Annotated in this window: 16 protein-coding genes; 10 read left to right on the top strand and 6 right to left on the bottom strand. The window is 74.4% G+C overall.

Annotated features, from left to right (window positions below; genetic code table 11):
* Positions 1-33: 33 nt before the first annotated feature.
* Positions 34-1,062: a non-homologous end-joining DNA ligase gene (gene ligD, locus ACZ45Q_RS17820; RefSeq protein WP_468261703.1), complete on the bottom strand. Its 1,029-nt coding sequence runs from the start codon at positions 1,060-1,062 to the stop codon at positions 34-36.
* A 74-nt stretch (positions 1,063-1,136) separates the two neighbouring features.
* Between ligD and ACZ45Q_RS17815 the strand changes: the two genes are divergently transcribed.
* Entirely contained in the window at positions 1,137-2,204 is a 1,068-nt protein-coding gene (locus ACZ45Q_RS17815) for an ATP-dependent DNA ligase (RefSeq protein WP_468261701.1), read from the top strand.
* Positions 2,205-2,226: 22 nt separating this feature from the next.
* Here ACZ45Q_RS17815 and ACZ45Q_RS17810 read toward each other — a convergent pair whose 3' ends face one another.
* Positions 2,227-3,417 (bottom strand): zinc-dependent alcohol dehydrogenase, encoded by a 1,191-nt coding sequence (locus ACZ45Q_RS17810; RefSeq protein ID WP_468261698.1) that lies wholly within the window; start codon positions 3,415-3,417, stop codon positions 2,227-2,229.
* A gap of 246 nt (positions 3,418-3,663) precedes the next feature.
* On the opposite strand from ACZ45Q_RS17810, the gene ACZ45Q_RS17805 reads away from it, so the two are divergent.
* On the top strand, positions 3,664-4,644 hold the full coding sequence (locus ACZ45Q_RS17805) for a DUF3048 domain-containing protein (protein WP_468261696.1): 981 nt from the start codon (positions 3,664-3,666) through the stop codon (positions 4,642-4,644).
* Between the two features lie 19 nt (positions 4,645-4,663).
* On the opposite strand, the gene ACZ45Q_RS17800 is transcribed toward ACZ45Q_RS17805, so the two are convergent.
* Complete coding sequence (locus ACZ45Q_RS17800; protein ID WP_468261694.1) at positions 4,664-5,128, bottom strand: MarR family winged helix-turn-helix transcriptional regulator; 465 nt, start codon at positions 5,126-5,128, stop codon at positions 4,664-4,666.
* Between the two features lie 204 nt (positions 5,129-5,332).
* Between ACZ45Q_RS17800 and ACZ45Q_RS17795 the strand changes: the two genes are divergently transcribed.
* From ACZ45Q_RS17795 to pcaDC, 7 genes are read left to right on the top strand one after another with little or no spacing between them, the layout of a single operon-like run.
* Positions 5,333-6,115, top strand: a complete 783-nt coding sequence (locus ACZ45Q_RS17795) for a CoA transferase subunit A (protein ID WP_468261692.1) — start codon at positions 5,333-5,335, stop codon at positions 6,113-6,115.
* A complete protein-coding gene (locus tag ACZ45Q_RS17790) occupies positions 6,115-6,759 on the top strand; it encodes a CoA transferase subunit B (RefSeq protein WP_468261689.1) in 645 nt (214 codons plus the stop codon). The genes ACZ45Q_RS17795 and ACZ45Q_RS17790 overlap by 1 nt, the downstream gene beginning before the upstream one ends.
* Positions 6,756-7,958: a thiolase family protein gene (locus ACZ45Q_RS17785; RefSeq protein ID WP_468261686.1), complete on the top strand. Its 1,203-nt coding sequence runs from the start codon at positions 6,756-6,758 to the stop codon at positions 7,956-7,958. Before ACZ45Q_RS17790 ends, ACZ45Q_RS17785 begins: the two co-directional genes overlap by 4 nt.
* 19 nt (positions 7,959-7,977) lie before the next feature.
* A complete protein-coding gene (pcaH, locus tag ACZ45Q_RS17780) occupies positions 7,978-8,751 on the top strand; it encodes a protocatechuate 3,4-dioxygenase subunit beta (RefSeq protein ID WP_468261683.1) in 774 nt (257 codons plus the stop codon).
* A 5-nt stretch (positions 8,752-8,756) separates the two neighbouring features.
* Positions 8,757-9,362: a protocatechuate 3,4-dioxygenase subunit alpha gene (gene pcaG / locus ACZ45Q_RS17775; RefSeq protein WP_468261680.1), complete on the top strand. Its 606-nt coding sequence runs from the start codon at positions 8,757-8,759 to the stop codon at positions 9,360-9,362.
* Positions 9,359-10,693, top strand: coding sequence for a 3-carboxy-cis,cis-muconate cycloisomerase (gene pcaB, locus ACZ45Q_RS17770; RefSeq protein ID WP_468261677.1), 1,335 nt, complete (start codon positions 9,359-9,361; stop codon positions 10,691-10,693). Before pcaG ends, pcaB begins: the two co-directional genes overlap by 4 nt.
* A 2-nt stretch (positions 10,694-10,695) precedes the next feature.
* A complete protein-coding gene (gene pcaDC / locus ACZ45Q_RS17765) occupies positions 10,696-11,811 on the top strand; it encodes a bifunctional 3-oxoadipate enol-lactonase/4-carboxymuconolactone decarboxylase PcaDC (RefSeq protein ID WP_468261675.1) in 1,116 nt (371 codons plus the stop codon).
* Here pcaDC and ACZ45Q_RS17760 read toward each other — a convergent pair.
* Positions 11,808-12,758 (bottom strand): CU044_5270 family protein, encoded by a 951-nt coding sequence (locus ACZ45Q_RS17760; protein WP_468261672.1) that lies wholly within the window; start codon positions 12,756-12,758, stop codon positions 11,808-11,810. The genes pcaDC and ACZ45Q_RS17760 overlap by 4 nt on opposite strands.
* A complete protein-coding gene (locus ACZ45Q_RS17755; RefSeq protein WP_468261669.1) occupies positions 12,755-13,483 on the bottom strand; it encodes an RNA polymerase sigma factor in 729 nt (242 codons plus the stop codon). Before ACZ45Q_RS17755 ends, ACZ45Q_RS17760 begins: the two co-directional genes overlap by 4 nt.
* Positions 13,484-13,617: 134 nt before the next feature.
* Between ACZ45Q_RS17755 and ACZ45Q_RS17750 the strand changes: the two genes are divergently transcribed.
* The gene (locus ACZ45Q_RS17750; protein WP_468261666.1) at positions 13,618-15,807 is read left to right on the top strand and encodes an acyltransferase family protein; all 2,190 of its coding nucleotides are present in this window, start codon (positions 13,618-13,620) and stop codon (positions 15,805-15,807) included.
* A 13-nt stretch (positions 15,808-15,820) separates the two neighbouring features.
* On the opposite strand, the gene ACZ45Q_RS17745 is transcribed toward ACZ45Q_RS17750, so the two are convergent.
* A complete protein-coding gene (locus ACZ45Q_RS17745) occupies positions 15,821-18,508 on the bottom strand; it encodes an ATP-binding protein (RefSeq protein WP_468261664.1) in 2,688 nt (895 codons plus the stop codon).
* Positions 18,509-18,853 lie beyond the last annotated feature (345 nt).

Below are 18,853 nucleotides of genomic sequence, written 5' to 3'. Positions count from 1 at the left end.
CGTCACCCGGCCGCCGGCACCCGCCGGCACCGGTCACTTCGCCGTCGGCCCCGGCTGCTTCTTCGCGCGGCTCGGCTGCACCCGCATGGGCTCGCCCGGCATCTTCGGGTACTCGGGCGGGTACGGCAGGTCGGCGAGGCCGTGGTCGCGTTCGTCCTGCGCGGCCAGTTCCAGCAGGGCGTCGAGGGAGTAGCGGCGGTCGTCCATGTCCGCGTGCACGTCGCCGAGTTCGGCGAAGCGCGCGGGCATGGTCGTGATGTCGAAGTCCTCGGGGTGCGCGACGCCGACCTCGTCCCAGCGCAGCGGCGCGGAGACGGGGGCGTGCGGACGCGGCCGTACGGAGTAGGCGGAGGCGATGGTGCGGTCCCGGGCGGTCTGGTTGTAGTCGATGAAGATGCGCTCGCCGCGCTCCTCCTTCCACCACTTGATGGTGACCTGTTCCGGCATCCGCCGCTCCATCTCGCGTCCGACGGCGATGGCCGCGCGCCGCACCTGGGTGAAGGTCCAGCGCGGTTCGATCGGCACGAAGACGTGCAGGCCCCGGCCGCCGGAGGTCTTGGGAAAGCCCCGCAGTCCGCCGAACTCCTCGAGGACGGCCCGTAGTTCCTGGGCGGCGCGGGCCGCGTCGTCGTAGTCGGTGCCGGGCTGCGGGTCGAGGTCGATGCGCAGTTCGTCGGGGCTGTCGACGTCGGCGCGGCGCACCGGCCAGGGGTGGAAGGTCAGGGTGCCGTACTGGGCGGCCCACAGCACCGCGGCCTCCTCGGTGGGGCACATCTCGTCGGCGCTGCGTCCGCTGGGGAAGGTGATGTGGGCGGTGGGGATCCAGTCGGGCATGCCCTTGGGTGCGCGCTTCTGGTAGAACCACTCGCCGGCGATGCCGTCGGGGTAGCGCTCCAGGGTGGTCGGCCGCTCGCGCAGGGCGCGCAGGATGCCGGGGGCGACGGCCTGGTAGTAGCGCGCCAGGTCGAGCTTGGTGTAGCCGCGCTCCGGGAAGAAGATCTTGCCGGGATTGGTCAGCCGTACGGTCCGGCCGCCCGCTTCCAGTTCCACCGCTTCGCCCATGCGAGCCACGGTAGGCCCACCGGACGACCCTCGCACATCAGGCGAGAGTGGACGCATGCGGTCAGAATCGGACCATGGATCTGCCGGTGATGCCTCCCGTCAAGCCGATGCTCGCCAAGCCCGTGGCGACGATCCCGCCGGGCATGCAGTACGAGGCCAAGTGGGACGGGTTCCGGGCGATCGTGTTCCGCGACGGGGACGAGGTGGAGTTCGGCAGCCGGACCGGCAAGCCGCTGACCAGGTACTTCCCCGAGCTGGTGACCGCCGTGCGGGAGCGGCTGCCCGAGCGCTCGGTGGTGGACGGGGAGATCGTGATCGCCCGGGAGGGCCGGCTGGACTTCGACGCGCTCACCGAGCGCATCCACCCCGCGGACTCCCGGGTGCGGACGCTGGCCGAGCGGACCCCGGCGTCCCTCGTCGTCTTCGACCTGCTGGCGCTGGACGGCGAGTCGCTGCTCGACGTGGGGCTGTCCGACCGGCGCGCACTGCTGGTGCGGGCGCTCGACGAGGTCACCCCGCCGGTGCACGTGGCGCCGGCGACGACCGACGTCGCGGTGGCCCAGGAGTGGTTCGAGCAGTACGAGGGGGCGGGCCTCGACGGGATCGTCGCCAAGCCCCTGGATCTGCGCTACCGGCCGGACGAGCGGGCGATGTACAAGGTCAAGCACGAGCGGACGGCGGACGTGGTGGTGGCCGGCTACCGGTTCCACAAGAGCGGTCCGGTGGTCGGCTCGCTGCTGCTGGGCCTGTACGACGGCCGGGGCGCCCTCCAGCACGTCGGGGTGTCCGCGGCCTTCTCCATGAAGCGGCGCGAGGAGCTGGTGGCGGAGCTGGAGCCGCTGCGGATGGACGACGCCGCCGGGCACCCGTGGGCGGCGTGGGCGGACGAGGCCGCGCACGAGTCGGCGCGGCTGCCGGGCGCGCCGAGCCGCTGGTCGGGCAAGAAGGACCTGTCCTGGGTGCCGCTGCGCCCCGAGCGGGTGGCCGAGGTGGCCTACGACCACATGGAGAACGGGGCGCGCTTCCGGCACACGGCCCGCTTCCGCCGCTGGCGCCCGGACCGCACGCCGGAGAGCTGCACCTACGCCCAGCTCCAGGAGCCGGTGCGCTACGACCTGGCGGAGATCCTCGGGGGGCCGTAGTGGTCCCGGCCGCCGGTGGCGGCTACGGCTGCATCAGCACCTTGACCGCGCCGTCCTGCTTCTTCTGGAACATCTCGTAGGCGTGCGGCGCGTCGCTGAGCGGCACCCGGTGGGTGGCGAAGTCCTCCACGCCGAGGACGTCCTCGTCGGTGAGGTACGGCACGATGTCGTCGCTCCAGCGGCGCACGTTGGCCTGGCCCATCCGCAGCTGGATCTGCTTGTCGAACAGGGTCAGCATGGGCAGCGGGTCGGCCATGCCGCCGTAGACGCCGGACAGCGAGATGGTGCCGCCGCGCCGGACCAGTTCGATCGCGGTGTGCAGGGCGGCGAGGCGGTCGATGCTGAAGCGTTCCGCGAGCGGCCCGCCGATCTTGCGCGGCAGGATCGCGGCGCCCTGCTGGACCAGCTTGGCGGCGGCGCTGCCGTGCGCCTCGGTGCCGACCGCGTCGATCACGGCGTCGGGGCCGCGGCCGTCGGTCTCGTCCTGGATGGCGGCGACGAGTTCCTTCTCACTGTCGAAGGACCGCAGGTCGTAGGTCTTGACGCCCCGTTCCTTCGCCCTGCGCAGCCGCTCCGGCACCAGGTCCACACCGAAGACCTGCCCGGCACCCCTGAGCAGGGAGACACGGCAGGCCATGTCGCCGATCGGACCGAGACCGAGCACGGCGACGCTGCCGCCCTGCGGCACGTCGGCGTAGGCGACCGCCTGCCAGGCGGTGGGCAGCACGTCGGACAGGTAGACGAAGCGGTCGTCCGGCGGGCCCTCGGGCACCTTGATCGGCCCGAACTGGGCCTGGGGGACGCGCAGGTACTCGGCCTGCCCGCCCGGCACGGCGCCGTACAGGCGGGTGTAGCCGAACAGGGCGGCGCCCATGCCCTCGCCGGTGACCTGTGTGGTCTCGCACTGCGTCGGCAGCCCGGTGTCGCACATGAAGCAGTGCCCGCACGCGATCTGGAACGGCACCACGACCCGGTCCCCCGGCTTCAGGTCCGGCACCTCGGCCCCGACCTCCTCGACGATGCCCATCGGCTCGTGGCCGAGGATGTCGCCGGGGGTCATGAACGGGGTGAGCACCTCGTACAGATGGAGGTCGGAGCCGCACAGCCCGGTGGAGGTGACGCGGATGACCGCGTCCGTCGGCTCCTGGATCTTCGGGTCGGGCACCTCCTCGACCCGTACGTCCCGCTTGCCCTGCCAGGTCACTGCCTTCATCGTCTCGCGCTCCCTCGAGTCACCCGCGGGTGGTCGGTGCGCGGCGCCTCCGCTGCGGCGCCCGCGCCGCGGTGCCGCCCGGGTACCCGAGGCCCTCCCCGCCCAACCGTGACGACCGGTCCGATGAACATACTGAGCCGATCAGCCGATCCACCGCGCACATACCGAAACAGTCGGGTATGGCCATAAACGCACCAAGAAGCGCACAATCAATGACACAGGAATGGTGGGTGGCCGGTGGTGGGCATGCGACGAGGAGCGCGCAGCCGGAACGGAGCCGGGCGGACGCTGGTGACCGCGGCGATGGCGGTCCTGCTGGCCGCGGGCTGCACGGCGCAGTCCGGCCCGGGCGACGACGGACGCGGAGCGGACCGGAAGACGTCGTCGCCGCGGCCGGAGAGCCGCAGCGAGGCGTCGGTCCTCGCGGTGAAGGTGGACAACGTCCGCGCGGCACGCCCGCAGACGGGCCTGGAGGACGCCGACCTGGTCTACGTGGAGCCGGTCGAGGGCGGACTGAGCCGGCTGATGGCCCTCTACGCGACGCGGCTGCCCGACACCGTGGGGCCGGTGCGCAGCGCCCGCGAGTCCGACCTGGAGCTGCTGCGCCAGTTCGACCGGCCGACGCTCGCCTTCTCCGGGGCCCAGCGCAAGCTCCTGCCGCTCATCGACCAGGCGCCGCTCACCCCCGCACCGGCGGACGAGCACTCCGGGGCCTACGTCCGCGACGACGGCCGCGCCGCCCCGCACAACCTGTATCTGCGCCCGCACCGGCTGATGCCCGCGGCCCCGGGCACCGAGGCGCTGGTCGGGACCGGCTTCCGCTTCGGCGCGGCCCCCTCGGGCGGCACCGCCGAGAGCTCGCACACCGTGCGTTACCCGGCGGCGCGCTTCACCTTCAGCTGGTCCGGCAGCCGGGACCGCTGGCTGGTCAGCATGGACGGCGAGCCGGCCGTCAGCACCGCCGGCCGGCGGCTGGCCCCGGCGACCGTCGTCGTGCAGTACGTCGACGTCCGCGAGTCCGGCTTCCGCGACTTCCGCGGCAGCAACTCGCCGTACGTCGAGTCGGTGGGCGCCGGGAAGGCGGAGGTGCTGCGCGACGGACGGGCCTACAGCGCCACCTGGCAGCGGCCGACGGCGGCGGACGGCACGGTCTTCCGGGCCGCGGACGGCTCGCCGATGCGGTTCGCCGAGGGCCAGGTGTGGGTGGTGTTCGCCGAGTCCCCCTGACGAGCGCGGCGGCGCCCGGTCAGTGCGGTGCGGCGAGGGGCTCCGCGGGGTTGCGGAGCCCCTCGGCCGCGTCGGCGACCCGCCGGATGAGGTCGAAGAACACCGTCCGCTCGTCGGCGGAGAGCGGCGCCAGGAACACCTGGTTCATGCGGGCCGTGCGCACGGTGAGCCGGCGGTGGGTGCGCACGCCCTCGTCGGTCAGCCGGAGCAGGAAGCGGCGGCCGTCCTGCGGGTCGCGCACCTTGTCGAGCAGTCCGCGGCGGCCGAGCCTGCTGATCACCTCCGCGATGGTGGACCGGTCCAGCCCCACCCGCTCCCCGACGGTCCGCTGGTCCAGTCCCGGCTCGGCGACGAGCGCGTTGAGGACCGCGAACTGGGGAGAGGTGATCTCCTCCGAGACCATCGTGTTCCACAGCAGGTAGTGGGCCTGCTGCAGCCGCCGGGCCAGGTGCCCGGGATGGGTGGTCAGATCCACCGCGGCCATGTGCGCTCCCGTGACTGTCTTCGTTGGTGCACTGAACGATACCGCCGCCACCGCGATGTCGTCTGCATGCCGCACCCGCTTTCCACGTGCGGTTTTCCAGGGTATTGACGCCTCGGGCGTCCGATGGCAGCGTGTGGGTCACCTCGCTGAAATACTCAGTGCGCTGACTAATTGCGTGGCTGGGTGGGAGATGGGACTTCTCGGATGGACAAGGTGGTGGCCACGGCCGCCGAGGCGGTGGCCGACGTCCCGGACGGCGCGTCGCTGGCCGTGGGCGGTTTCGGGCTGAGCGGTGTGCCGAACGTGCTGATCCAGGCGCTGTACGAGCGCGGGGCCGGCGGCCTGTCGGTCGTCTCCAACAACTGCGGCGCGATGGAGTCCGGCCTGGCGGTGCTGCTGGCGGCCGGCCGGATCGCCCGGGTGACCGGTTCCTACATCGGCGCGAACAAGGAGTTCGCCCGGCAGTACCTGGCCGGGGAGCTGGAGGTGGAGCTGATACCGCAGGGCACGCTCGCCGAGCGGCTGCGGGCCGGCGGCGCCGGCATACCGGCCTTCTACACCCCGGCCGGGGTGGGCACGCAGGTCGCCGAGGGCGGGCTGCCCTGGCGCTACGACGGGCAGGGCGGGGTCGCCCTGGCCTCCCCGGCGAAGGAGGTGCGGGAGTTCGACGGCACCGACTACGTGCTGGAACGCGGCATCCGCACCGACTTCGCGCTGGTCCGGGCCGCCAGGGGCGACCGCCACGGCAACCTCGTCTTCAGCAAGTCCGCCCGCAACTTCAACCCGCTCGCCGCCATGGCCGGGAAGGTCACGGTCGCCGAGGTGGAGGAGCTGGTCGAGCCCGGTGGCATCGACCCCGACGCGGTGCACCTGCCCGGCGTCTTCGTGCAGCGGGTCGTCGCGCTCACGCCGGAGCAGGCGGCCGACAAGAAGATCGAGCGGCGCACGGTCTCCGTGCCCGGGGCACGAGGGACGGTGAGCGGCTGATGGCCTGGACACGTGAGCAGATGGCGGCCAGGGCCGCGCGCGAGCTGCGGGACGGCCAGTACGTCAACCTGGGCATCGGGCTGCCGACGCTGATCCCGAACCACCTCCCGGAGGGCGTGGAGGTCGTCCTGGAGTCGGAGAACGGCATCCTGGGCACCGGCCCCTACCCGGCCGAGGAGCAGGTCGACCCCGACCTGATCAACGCCGGGAAGGAGACCGTCACCGTGCTGCCGGGCGCCTCCTTCTTCGACTCGGCGCTGTCGTTCTCGATGATCCGCGGCGGACACATCGACGTCGCCGTGCTGGGCGCCATGCAGGTCTCCGCACGCGGCGACCTGGCCAACTGGGCGATCCCCGGCAAGATGATCACCGGGATCGGCGGGGCGATGGACCTGGTGCACGGCGCCCGCACGGTCGTGGTGGTGATGAGCCACACCGCCAAGGACGGCTCCCCGAAGATCCTCACCGAGTGCGCGCTGCCGCTGACCGGCAAGGCCTGCGTCGACCGCGTCATCACCGACCTCGGCGTCCTCGACGTCACCGGCGACGGACTCGTCCTGGTGGAGACCGCCCCGGGCGTGGGCGTCGAGGAGATCGCCGCGAAGACCGACGCCGAACTGACCGTGGCGGAGGGGGTGCGGTGAAGACCGTCTACGTCGTCGACGCCGTACGGACCCCGTTCGGCAAGTACAACGGCGGCCTGGCGGGCGTCCGCCCCGACGACCTGGCCGCCCACGCGATCCGTGCGCTCCTCGCCCGTACCCCCGCCCTGGACCCGTCCCGTGTCGAGGACGTCTGCTTCGGCAACGCCAACGGCGCCGGCGAGGAGAACCGCAACGTCGCCCGCATGGCCGCGCTGCTCGCCGGACTGCCCACCTCCGTGCCCGGCGTGACCGTCAACCGGCTGTGCGCCTCGGGCCTGGAAGCCGTCGTCCAGGCGGCCCGTACCATCGCCGTCGGGGACGCCTCCGTCGTCCTGGCCGGCGGCGTCGAGTCCATGACCCGGGCGCCGTACGTGCTGCCCAAGTCCGACAGGCCGTTCCCGGCCGGGCACACCGAGCTGTACTCCACCACGCTGGGCTGGCGCATGGTCAACCCGAGGATGGACCCGCAGTGGACCGGCCCGCTCGGCGAGTCGGCCGAACTCATCGCCGACAAGCACGCGATCGGCCGCGGGCAGCAGGACGAGTTCGCCCTGCACAGCCACCGCAAGGCCGCGCGGGCTCAGGCCGAGGGCCTCTTCGACGCCGAACTCGCCCCGGTGCCGGTCCCGCGCCGCGAGGGCGCCCCGGTCGACTTCGCCGCCGACGAGTGCGTGCGCCCGGACGGCTCCCTCCAGGCCATGGCGCAGCTCAGGCCCTCCTTCCGCACGACCGGCGGCACCGTCACCGCGGGCAACGCCTCACCCCTCAACGACGGCGCCGCCGCACTGCTGCTGACCGACGAGGAGGGGCTGAAGGCCACCGGCCGCGAGCCGTTGGCCCGGATCCGCGCCACCGGTGTCTCGGCCACCGACCCGCACTACTTCGGGCTCGCCCCCGTCGAGGCCGTGAACCGCGCCCTGGCCAAGGCCGGCAGGACCTTCGCCGACCTGGACGTCCTCGAACTGAACGAGGCCTTCGCCGCCCAGGTGCTGGGCTGTGTGGCCGAGTGGCCCGAGTTCGACCCGGCGATCCTCAACCCGCAGGGCGGCGCCATCGCCCTCGGTCACCCGCTCGGCGCCTCCGGTGCCCGCCTCGCCGGCACCGTCGCCCACCAACTCGCCCGCAGGGGCGGCGGCACCGGTGTCGCCACCCTGTGCATCGGCGTGGGCCAGGGCCTCGCCCTCGTCCTCGAACGCTAGCCACCCCGGGGGGAAACCCATGACTCTCACCCAGCAGGACATCGACGCGGAGATCGCGGCGGAGCACGCCGCGTACGTCGAGCGGGTCGCCGACGGCGCGCCCGTGGAGCACCACCCGCGCCGCGACTACGCCCCGTACCGCTCGTCGCTGCTGCGCCACCCCGCGCAGCCGCCGGTCGCCATCGACGTCACCCAGGATCCGGAGCTGGTGGAACTGTCCTCCCCGGCCTTCGGGGAACGGGACATCACCGCGATCGACAACGACCTCACCCGGCAGCACACCGGTGAACCGGTCGGCGAGCGCATCACCGTCTCCGGCCGGCTGCTGGACCGGGACGGACGCCCGGTGCGCGGCCAGCTCGTGGAGATATGGCAGGCCAACTCGGCCGGCCGCTACGCCCACCAGCGCGAGCAGCACGACGCGCCGCTGGACGCGAACTTCACCGGCGTGGGCCGCACGCTCACCGACGACGACGGCTGCTACCGCTTCACCACCGTCCGGCCCGGTCCCTATCCCTGGCGCAACCACGTCAACGCCTGGCGCCCGGCCCACATCCACTTCTCGGTGTTCGGCTCGGCGTTCACCCAGCGCCTGGTGACGCAGATGTACTTCCCGAACGACCCGCTGTTCCCCCACGACCCGATCCTTCAGTCCGTCACGGACGACGCGGCCCGGCAGCGGCTGGTGGCGACCTACGACCACAGCCTGTCCGTGCCCGAGTTCTCGCTCGGCTACCACTGGGACATCGTGCTCGACGGCCCGCACGCCACCTGGATCGAAGAAGGGCGCTGACCGCCATGACGAAGATCGACACCAGCCGGCCGGAGAGCGTCCTGCCCACCCCCTCGCACACCGTCGGCCCGTTCTACGGCCACGCGCTGCCCTTCCGCGGCGGTGAGGACATCGCCCCGCTCGGGCATCCGGACACGGTGACCGTGCACGGGTACGTGCGCGACGGCGAGGGCGGGCCGCTGCCGGACGCCCTCGTGGAGCTGTGGGGTCCGGACCCCGAGGGCAACGTCCCGACGGCCGACGGCTCGCTGCGCCGGGACCCGGCGACCGGCGGCTTCCTCGGGCGCAACGGCGTGGAGTTCACCGGGTTCGGGCGCATCCAGACCGATGCCGACGGCCACTGGTACGCGCGGACGCTGCGCCCCGGCGCCCGCGGGCGGAACGCGCCGTACCTCAGCGTGTGCGTGTTCGCGCGCGGACTGCTCGTCCACCTGTTCACGCGGATCTACCTGCCGGGCGACGCGGCGGCGCTCGCCGCCGACCCGCTGCTGTCCCGGGTGCCGGACGAGCGCCGCGACACGCTGATCGCCGCCGAGGAGGGCGGCGGCACGTACCGTTTCGACATCCGCCTTCAGGGCGAGGGCGAGACGGTCTTCCTGGAGTACCGGTGACATCTGCGCACGCCGACGACACGAGCCTGCTCGCCCCCGGGTGGGCGGGCTCGCCCACCGCCGCCGCCACCGGCGACCTGGCGTATCTGCGGGCCCTGCTGGACGCGGAGGCGGCGCTGACCCGCGCCCAGGCGGCACTGGGGGCGGTACCGGACGCCGCGGCGAGGGCGGTGACCGAGGCCGCCGACCCGGACCGGTTCGACGTGCGGACGCTCGCCGGGCGTGCCCGGGGCGGCGGCAACCCCGTCATCCCGCTGGTCGCCGACCTGACGGCGGCGGTCGGCGCGGAGCACGGCCCGTACGTGCACCGGGGCGCGACCAGCCAGGACATCCTGGACACGGCGACGATGCTGGTCGCCGCCCGCGCCCTGGAGCCGGCGCTCGCGGACCTCGCCCGCACGGAGCGGGCGCTCGCCCGGCTCGCCGCCGAGCACCGGGACACGCCCATGCCCGGGCGGACGTTGACCCAGCACGCCGTGCCGACGACGTTCGGGCTGAAGGCCGCCGGGTGGCGGTCGCTGGTGCTGGACGCCCGCGACCGGATCACCGCCGTGCGCGACGGCCTGCCCGTCCAGCTCGGCGGGGCCGCGGGCACGCTGGCCGCGTTCGGCGCGTACGGCGTCCCGGACCCGGCCGCGCTGCCGGCGGCGTACGCCCGCGAACTCGGCCTCGCCGCGCCCTCGCTGCCCTGGCACACGCTCCGCACCCCCGTCGCCGACCTCGCCGGATGCCTGGCGTTCGCGGCCGGGGCGCTGGGAAAGCTCGCCGCGGACGTGCTGACGCTGTCCCGGACCGAGATCGGTGAGGTGGCCGAGGGCAGCGGCGGCGGCTCCTCGGCGATGCCGCACAAGGCCAACCCGGTGCGCGCCACCCTGATCGCGGCGGCGGCCCGGCGCGCGCCGCAGCTCGCCGCGACCCTCTACGGGTCGCTCGCCGCCGAGGACGAGCGGCCGGCCGGGGCGTGGCACGCCGAGTGGGAGCCGCTGCGGGAGCTGCTGCGGCTGGTCGGCGGGGCCGCGCGCGACGCCGCCGAACTGGCCGGGGGCCTGCGGGTGCGGCCCGACGCGATGCGGGCCCATCTGGAACTGACGCACGGTCTGATCGTCTCCGAGCGGCTGTCCGCGTCACTCGCCCCCGTTCTCGGCCGGTCCCGCGCCAGGGAACTGCTGACCGAACTCGCCCGGCGCGCCCACGCCGAGGACCGCCCGCTCGCCGAACTTCTCGCCGAGCAGCCGGATCTGGGGAACACCGACCTCTCCGGCCTGGCCGACCCGGCCCAGTACACCGGCTCCGCCGCGAGCCTCACCGACCGTGCTCTGGAGCGACGTTGACCATGCTCGACCATCTGATCGAAGGCCCCTCCTCCGCTCCCCCGCTGCTGCTCGGCCCCTCGCTGGGCACGTCCTACGCCCTGTGGGACGCGGTGGCCCCGGAGCTGTCCGCGGTGCACCGGGTGATCCGCTGGGACCTGCCCGGGCACGGCGGTTCCCCGGCGGGGCTGATCGGCGCCGGCGCCACCGTCGCCGACCTGGCCGGCCTGGTGCTGGCGCTGGCCGACGGGCTCGGCGTCGAGCGGTTCGCCTACGCCGGCGTGTCGCTGGGCGGCGCCGTCGGGCTGCACCTGGCCGTGCACCACCCCCAGCGGCTCTCCTCCCTGGCGGTGATCTGCTCGTCGGCGCACTTCAACGGCGCCGGGCCGTGGCGGGAGCGGGCCGCGCGGGTGCGCCGGGAGGGGCTGGCCGAGCTGGCCGAGAGCGCGGCCGGGCGCTGGTTCACGCCCGGCTTCACCGTGCCCCGGCTGGTGCAGGACCACCGGGACGCCGACCCCGAGGCGTACGCCGCCTGCTGCGACGCGCTGGCCGCGTTCGACGTGCGGGACCGGCTCGGCGGGATCACCGTGCCCACCCTGCTGATCGCGGGCCGGGACGACCCCGCCACTCCGCCGGCCCACCTGCGGGAGATCGCCGACGCGGTGCCGGACGCGCGGCTGGTCGAGATCCCGGGCGCGTCGCATCTGGCGCCCGCGGAGCGCCCCGAGGCGGTGCTGACCGCGCTGACCTCGCATCTGCACGGGGACGCCCGGCGCGGAATGGCGGTGCGGCGCCAGGTGCTGGGGGATGCGCACGTGGACCGCGCGCAGGCCCGGCAGACGCCGTTCACCGCCCGCTTCCAGGACTTCATCTCCCGCTACGCCTGGGGCGAGATCTGGACCGACGAGACCCTCTCGCGCCGGGAGCGCAGCATGATCACGCTGACCGCGCTGGTCGCGCACGGCCACGACGAGGAGCTGGCCATGCATGTGCGGGCGGCGCGCCGCAACGGGCTCACGCCCGAGGAGATCGGTGCGGTGCTGTTGCAGACGGCGGTGTACTGCGGGGTGCCGGCCGCGAACTCGGCGTTCGCCACGGCCCAGCGGGCACTGGCCGAGGACGACGGCACGGCCGGCTAGGGCCTGGCGGGGCGTCGGCCGGAGCCGAGCTTCCAGGACTCGGCCGGCGGCTCGCCGGCCCGGTCGGCGACGCCGATCTCGAGCAGCGCGGTGGTCCGCTCGACGCCGAGGAAGACGAAGCTCGCGTGGTCGAAGACCAGGGCCCGCTCGTCCCCGCGGGAGTTCGGGAGGGTCAGCCCGATGCCGGTGCGCCCGGCCCGGTCGGGGACGCCGTTCTCGACGACGACGCCGGGGATCCGGCGCGCGGCCCGGTAGAGCGCCTCGCTGAGGCCGGGGACCAGGGCGGCCGGTTCGGCCAGGGAGGACACGGTCTCGAAGACCGCCTCCTCATGGGTGGGTCCCTGGCCTTCTGTCTCCCTGTAGAGGTGGTCGAGGAGCTTTTCCGGGTCGGTGGGCAGCTCCCTCAGTTCCCGGTAGTCCGTGCCACCGGACATGGCCATGCGCTCCGTCGTCGGCGCGCGCGGGTCCAGCCGGTCCGTTCCCGGCCGGTCCGGGCCGGTGAGGACCAGGCCGTCCCGCCCGCCGTCCACGGCGAGCCAGTCCTCGCGCCGGACCAGGTCGGCGGTGCCGTCGTAGGCGGTGTAGTCCCCCGACATCACCCGGCGTTTGTACAGGAACTGGCCGGCGCCCATGGTGATCGGCGGAGGATCGCCGACCGTCGTGGTGGGCCGGCTCGGTGTCTGCACGGCCCGCTGTCCGCCCCGCAGCTCGGTGACGACGACCGTCCCGGCGACCACGGTGGCCGCGAGCGCCAGCGGCGCCGCCCAGACGACGAACCGGCGACGGGGGAACGCCCGGGGTGTGGCCGCCCGTTGCGAGGCGATCTCCCGCATCAGGTGCTGCCTGAGGGCCCGGTGCCGCTCCGGGCCGAGCCGCGGGTCGCCCGGGGCCGGCAGCAGCTCGGCGGGCTCCTCGTGCCCGGGCCCGTGGTGTCGCTTCGGGATCATCGGTTCCCCTCCTGTGCGCACTGATCCACTCGGCCGTACCGCTCCGGACGGCCGTGCCGCTCCGGACGGCCGTGCCGCTCCGGTCCGCCGTGCCGGTCCGGTCCGCCGTGCCGCTCCGGTCCGCCGTGCCGCTCCGGCGTCCCGGCTCCGGAGGCCGGCCGCCGGTCCGTGGCGGGCTCCCGTCCGCGCTCGGCGTCCGTGAGCCGGCGCAGCCTCTTCCTGGCGCGCGACAGCCGCACCCGCACCGTGCCGGCCGACACGCCGAGCGCCTCGGCCGCCTCGGCGGTGCCGAGCCCCTCCCAGACGCACAGCGTGAACACCTCCCGTTCGGCGCGCCGCATGCCGCTCAGCGCCCGCTGCGCGGCGACGAGTTCCTCCTGGTCGGCCAGCCGCTGCGTCACCTCCTCGGCGAAGTCCGGCACCGGGTCGGCGGGAGGGAGCCGGGCGAGCGCGTTCTGGTGCCGGCGCGCGGTCCGCGCCATGTTGCGCATGACGTTCGTCGCTATGCCGAGCAGCCAGGGGCGCAGGCTGTCGCCCGCCGCCAGCACCCGGCCACGCAGCCGCCAGGCCTCGAGGAAGGTGAGCGACACGACGTCCTCGGCCGTGGACCAGCTGCCCGTGACCCGTACGGCATGCCGGTGGACCGTCGAGGCGTAGGTGTCGAACAGCCGGCCGAAGGCCTCGGGGTCGCCGGCCCGGACACGCGCGCGCAGTGATTGCTCCACGCCTGTAACTGTCCGCACCACCGGCAGCGCTTCAGTGACGTGCGTCATACCGGTGGATGCAGGCCGAGGGAAGCCGGGGAAGCCGTGTGACCCGCGCGACGGTAACCGTGCCGCGCCTGCGGACAGTCCCGGTTGTGACACGCACCCCCATCGCCTTCCGACGCGACATCCAGGGACTGCGCGGGCTGGCCGTCACCCTCGTGGTGCTCGCCCACGCCGGACTCCCGCACCTGGCCGGCGGCTACGTCGGTGTCGACGTATTCTTCGTCGTCTCCGGCTTCCTCATCACCTCGGGCCTGCTGCGGGAGGCCCGGGGCAGCGGATCGGTGTCCCTGCGGCGCTTCTACGGCCGGCGCGCGCTGCGCATCCTCCCCCTGGCGACCCTGACCTGTCTGACCACCCTCGTGTGCTGCCGGCTGTTCGCCTCCAAGATCCGCTACGAGGAGTACCTGCACGACGCGCTGTCCAGCGCCGTGTACGTCATGAACGTGGACCTGGCGGTCTCGGGAACCGACTACCTCCGGGAGGGCGGTGCCCCGTCGCCCTTCCAGCAGTTCTGGTCGTTGTCCGTGGAGGAGCAGTTCTACCTGGTGTGGCCCGCGCTGCTCCTGGTGACCTGGAAGGCGGTGCGGCGTCCGTGGCTGAGGGCGCTGCCCCTGGCCGGCCTGTGCGTCGTCTCCTACGTCCTGAGTGTGCGGGCGACCGAGGACGCGCCGTCCTGGGCGTACTTCGGTGCGCACACCCGGCTGTGGGAGCTGGGTGCCGGAGGCCTGCTGGCCTTCTCGGCGGCGGCACTGACGCGGGTACCGCGTGCCGTGTGCGCGGCGTTCTCCTGGCTCGGGCTGGGTGCGATCGTCGCGTCGGCCGTCCTGTACGACGCCGGCACGCCCTTCCCCGGTCACTTCGCCTGCCTGCCCGTGCTCGGGACGCTCCTGGTGATCGCCGGTGGCTGCCGGCCGTCCGGGGCCGGCGCCGCACGGCTGCTCGCGCTGCGTCCCGCGACGTGGGTGGGGGACGTGTCGTACGGCTGGTACCTGTGGCACTGGCCGCTGCTGATGCTCGGTCCTGCGGCCCTGAACCGCACGGCGGATCTCCGGCTGTCCCTGCAACTGAGCGCGGCGGCCCTGCTGCTGGCCTGGGCGACCCTGCACCTGGTGGAGAACCCGGTCCGCTACCGGGCCTCGCTGCGTCGCAGGCCCGCGCTGTCGGCGGCCTTCGGCCTGGGGCTGTCCGCGAGCGTCGTGTGCGGCTGCCTCGTCGCGGCGTCCTTCCCGCCGTCGATCAGCTCCTCGGTCCGCTCCCCGGAGCTGGGCGGGACGCTCGCCGGGGCCCAGGACCCCCGCGGCCGGCTGGCCGGCCTGATCGCCGCGTCCACAACCGCGCTGCCGGCCAACCTGTCCCCGGCGCTGCCGGACGTCAAGAAGCAGCGTTCGGCCGTGTACCGGGACGGCTGCCACGTCGGATACGCCGCCACGCGGTCGCCCGCGTGCGCCTACGGGGTCCCGTCGTCGCAGCGGGTCGTCGTCCTGTTCGGTGACTCGCACGCGGCGCAGTGGTTCCCGGCCCTGGAGCGGTTGAGCCGGGAGCACGGATGGCGGCTGGTGTCGCTGACGAAGGCGTCCTGCAAGACCGCCGACGTCACGATCCGCGCCGACGGCAGGGCGTACCGGGCGTGCGACACCTGGCGGGAGAGGGCGCTGCGGCGGATCGCGGAACTGCGGCCCGCGCTGGTCGTGGCCGCCTCGTCGGAGGCGGCCGAGCCGGTGGACCGGATGGAGGAACCGTCGCGGGAATGGACGACCGGGTTCGAGCGGGTGTACCGGAGGCTGGTGCGGGACGCGGAGCGGGTGGCGGTGCTGCTGGACAGTCCGTGGCCGAGGGGGGACGCCGTCGAGTGCGCGGCGCGGCATCCGCTGCGGCTGGAGAACTGCGAGGCGGACCGGCGGGAGGCGATCAGGTCCCCGGTGCTGCGGGAGGCCGCCGCGGCGGCGGCCCGCCGCACCGGCGCCGCGGTGCTCGACCCGCAGCCATGGCTGTGTCCGCGGGCGGGCCGGTGCCCCGCGGTCGTCGCGGACACCTTCGTCTACCGCGACGAGAGCCATGTGGCGGAGGCCTACGCCCGGGCGCTCACGCCGGTACTGGGCCAGGAGATCCGCGAGCTGGGGTTCCCCGCGGACCCACCTGCCGCCGACCCACCCGCCGCCGACCCGTCCCCCGCGGGCCCGCCTTCCGCCGACCGGCCTCCCGCCGACCGACGGCACCGGGACCGACGGGACCGGCACCGACGGGACCGAGACCTGCGGCGGCACCGGGACCGCCGTTGAGCCGGGACGGGGCCTAGCCCGGCACGGGCACGGTGCGCAGCGCCTCCTCCGCCCGCGCCGCCAGCCCGTCCGCGCCGCACGAGCGGGCCAGGTCCAGGCCGCGGCGCAGCTCGGTGACGGAGCGGGCGGCGATGCCGTGCTCGACGCGGGCGGCGGCGTGTTCGTACTGGCAGGGCGAGGCCTCCAGGTAGGCGACCGCCTGGGCGGCGAGCCGGACCGCGCGCTGGCCGGTCTCCAGGGCGGCGGCGCAGCGCAGGGCCTCCCCTATCGCGGTGTCCGTGCCGAAGCGCTCGGCCTGGCGGCGGGCGTCGGTGGCCAGCCGGGCGGCGCGGCCCGGGTCCTCGGTGGCCAGGGCGCGGGCCAGGTCCACGGCCCACGGAACCATCACGGGGTTGTGGTGGCCCCGGGCGGCGGACGCCTTCTCGGCCGCCTCCAGTTCGTTGACGCCGTCCTTGGTGCGACCGACGGCGAGCAGCAGCCGGCCCCGGACGGAGCGGGGGTCGGGCAGGACGATCGTCGACGGGTAGGGCGGGGCGAAGCCGTACTGTTCGGCGATCGACCAGGCCTCGTCCACATGGCCGCGGGCGAGCAGCGTGTCGACCAGGTTGCAGGTCGCCGACCAGTACAGCGGCAGGCCCCGGCCGACGCGTTCGGCCAGCCTCAGCGACTCGCGCAGCGACGCCTCGGCCTCCCGCAGCCGGCCGCGCCGGCGGTGGCCCAGGCCGACGTAGGCGTGGGCGAGGGCGAGGTGGCCGCCGCTCCAGCCGGCCGTCTCGTAGGCGCGCAGGGCCTCCGTGAACAGGGCCTCGGCGCGGTCCAGGCGGTCGGTGTAGACGTAGGCGCTGGCCAGCATCATCAGCAGTTCCAGGCCCCAGTCGGGGTCCGTCCAGCCGAGTCCGGGGGCGAGCCGGCCGTTGACCAGGGCACGGTCGCACAGTTCGGCGACCTCCTCGGCGTTCTCGCCGTGGGTCATGGCGTCGAAGCCGCGCAGGATCAGCAGCGCGCGTTCGGCGTTGTCGCGTCCGGTGCAGGTGGCGGCGAGTTCCCGCAGCCGCTCGGAGCGGCCGGGCGTGGCGTTCTCGCCGGCGTGGATGCCCTCCCACATGTACTGGACGGCCTGGAGGCGCAGCCGGGCCGGACCTTCGGGATGGCGGGCGGCCTCGGCCTCGACGGTGCGCACCGCCTCCTCCAACTGGTCGTTGTGGAGGAGGGCCTGGGAGAGGCGGAAGACGGCGTCGACGCGTTGGTCGCCGTCGAGGCCCGGCATGCCGAGGGCGGTGCGCAGGTGGCCGATGGTGGTGGCGGGCGCGGTGAGCAGCGTGGCGCAGCCCAGTTCGTAGAGCACGCGGGCGTGGGCCTCGGGCAGCGGCGGTTCCTCCAGGGCGCGTTCCAGGCAGCGGCGGGCCGCGTCGGGGGCGCCGACGGCGAGGTGTTCGCGGGCGGCCTCGCGCAGCTGCGCGACGAGTTCCTGGTCGTCGTCCGGGTGGACCTGGAGCAGATGGCGGGAGGCCGCGGCGGCGCCGAGTCCGGAGTCGGTGACGAGCTGGGCGGCGATGCCGTGCATGGCGCGGCGCAGCGCGTCCGGGATCGAGTTGTAGACGGCGGTCGCGATCAGCGGGTGGACGAACTCCAGGTCGCCGTGGGCCGCCGTGCCGGCCGCGCCGGGGCCGGGCTCGGTGAGGATGCGGGCGGTGCGCAGCAGTTCGGCGCAGCGCACGGCCTCGTCGTGGTCGAGGGTGGCCAGGCGGGCCACCATGTCGACGGTGATGCCGGTGCCCAGGATGGCGGCGGCCCAGGCGAACCGGGTGGCGTCCATGCCGAGTTGTTCCAGGCGGGCGACGAGGCCTCCGCCGCGCGCGGAGCGGTTCAGCGCGCGCAGTTCGCCGGCCTGTGATTCGACCGGTGCCAGTTCGCTGTCCTGGACCTTGGCGAGGAGTTCGACGGTCTCGTACGGGTTGCCGCCGGTGACCGCCCAGACCTCGCGGCAGAACGGCGCGTCGGCGTCGTCGCCCAGGGTGGCGCGGGTGAGCCCGGCGGTGGCCTCGGGGGTGAGGGCGCTGAGCGTGGCGGCGGGGTGGTGCGCGGCGGCGGCGACGGCGTCGAGGTGGCGGGCGCTGTCGCCGGTGGCGTCGCCGGGGCGGCGGGCGACGACGAGCAGGACGGGTGTCTCGGGGAGGCGTTCGGCGAACGCGGCGAGCCAGCGCAGGGTCTCCTGGTCGGCCCAGTGCACGTCGTCGATGAGCAGCACCAGCGGCCACTCCCGGCGGGCGAGCCGGCGGACGGCGGCGACCAGGCCGTCGCACACGCCCTGCGGGTCGGCCTGCCGCTCACCGGGGTCCGCTATGCCGAGGGCGGGACCGGCGATGCCGTACCAGTCGCCCAGGTACTCGCGGGCCTCCTCCGGGAGCATCGACACCAGCGCGGGCTGCAACAACTGCCGTACGACGTTGAAGGGGACGGAGCGCAGGGTCTCGCCGCCGCGGGCCGACCACACGGTGCAGCCGCGGGCCTCGGCGATCCGGCGGGTCTCGGCGAGCAGGGCGGTCTTGCCGAGCCCCGCATCACCCCGGAAGACCAGCAGACCGCCGGACGAGGAGCGGTCCGCACACAGCGCGTCGACCGCCCGCGTGATGGCGGCGACTTCCTCGTCGCGCTCCCACAGGGAAGCCGAGGCGGCGGCCGTGGGCCGTACCTCCGTCATCCCGTTACCTCCCCAAGTCGCCCGAACGACGTACAGACCTCGAGCCTAGCCTTCCGGCGGGCGTGGTGGTCATGGGTCGGCGCAGGTGTTGCCGTGTCGGGTGACATCGGGTAATGGGCGGACGACGCGCGCGGGCTCGCGACCAGGCGAGGGGTTCTGAGCGGACGTCAACTCCCGTGCGCGGCGGGCGTTCGGGCCCGAGGACCGCGCCGCGGGGCGGCGGGGCCGGGCGGGCGGTTCGCGGGCGGGTGCGCCGCCCACGTCCGGTGACGGCCGGCGGGGTCCGGTGGCCGCCGGGGCCGCGGGGGCCGCGGGGGCCGGATCCTCTCATGCCGCTTTCACCGA

It is taken from the genome of Streptomyces sp. NPDC031049, from assembly GCF_055571015.1.
The sequence above is the reverse complement of the archived record's forward strand: the minus strand, read 5'-3'. Positions and strand labels throughout refer to the sequence as shown.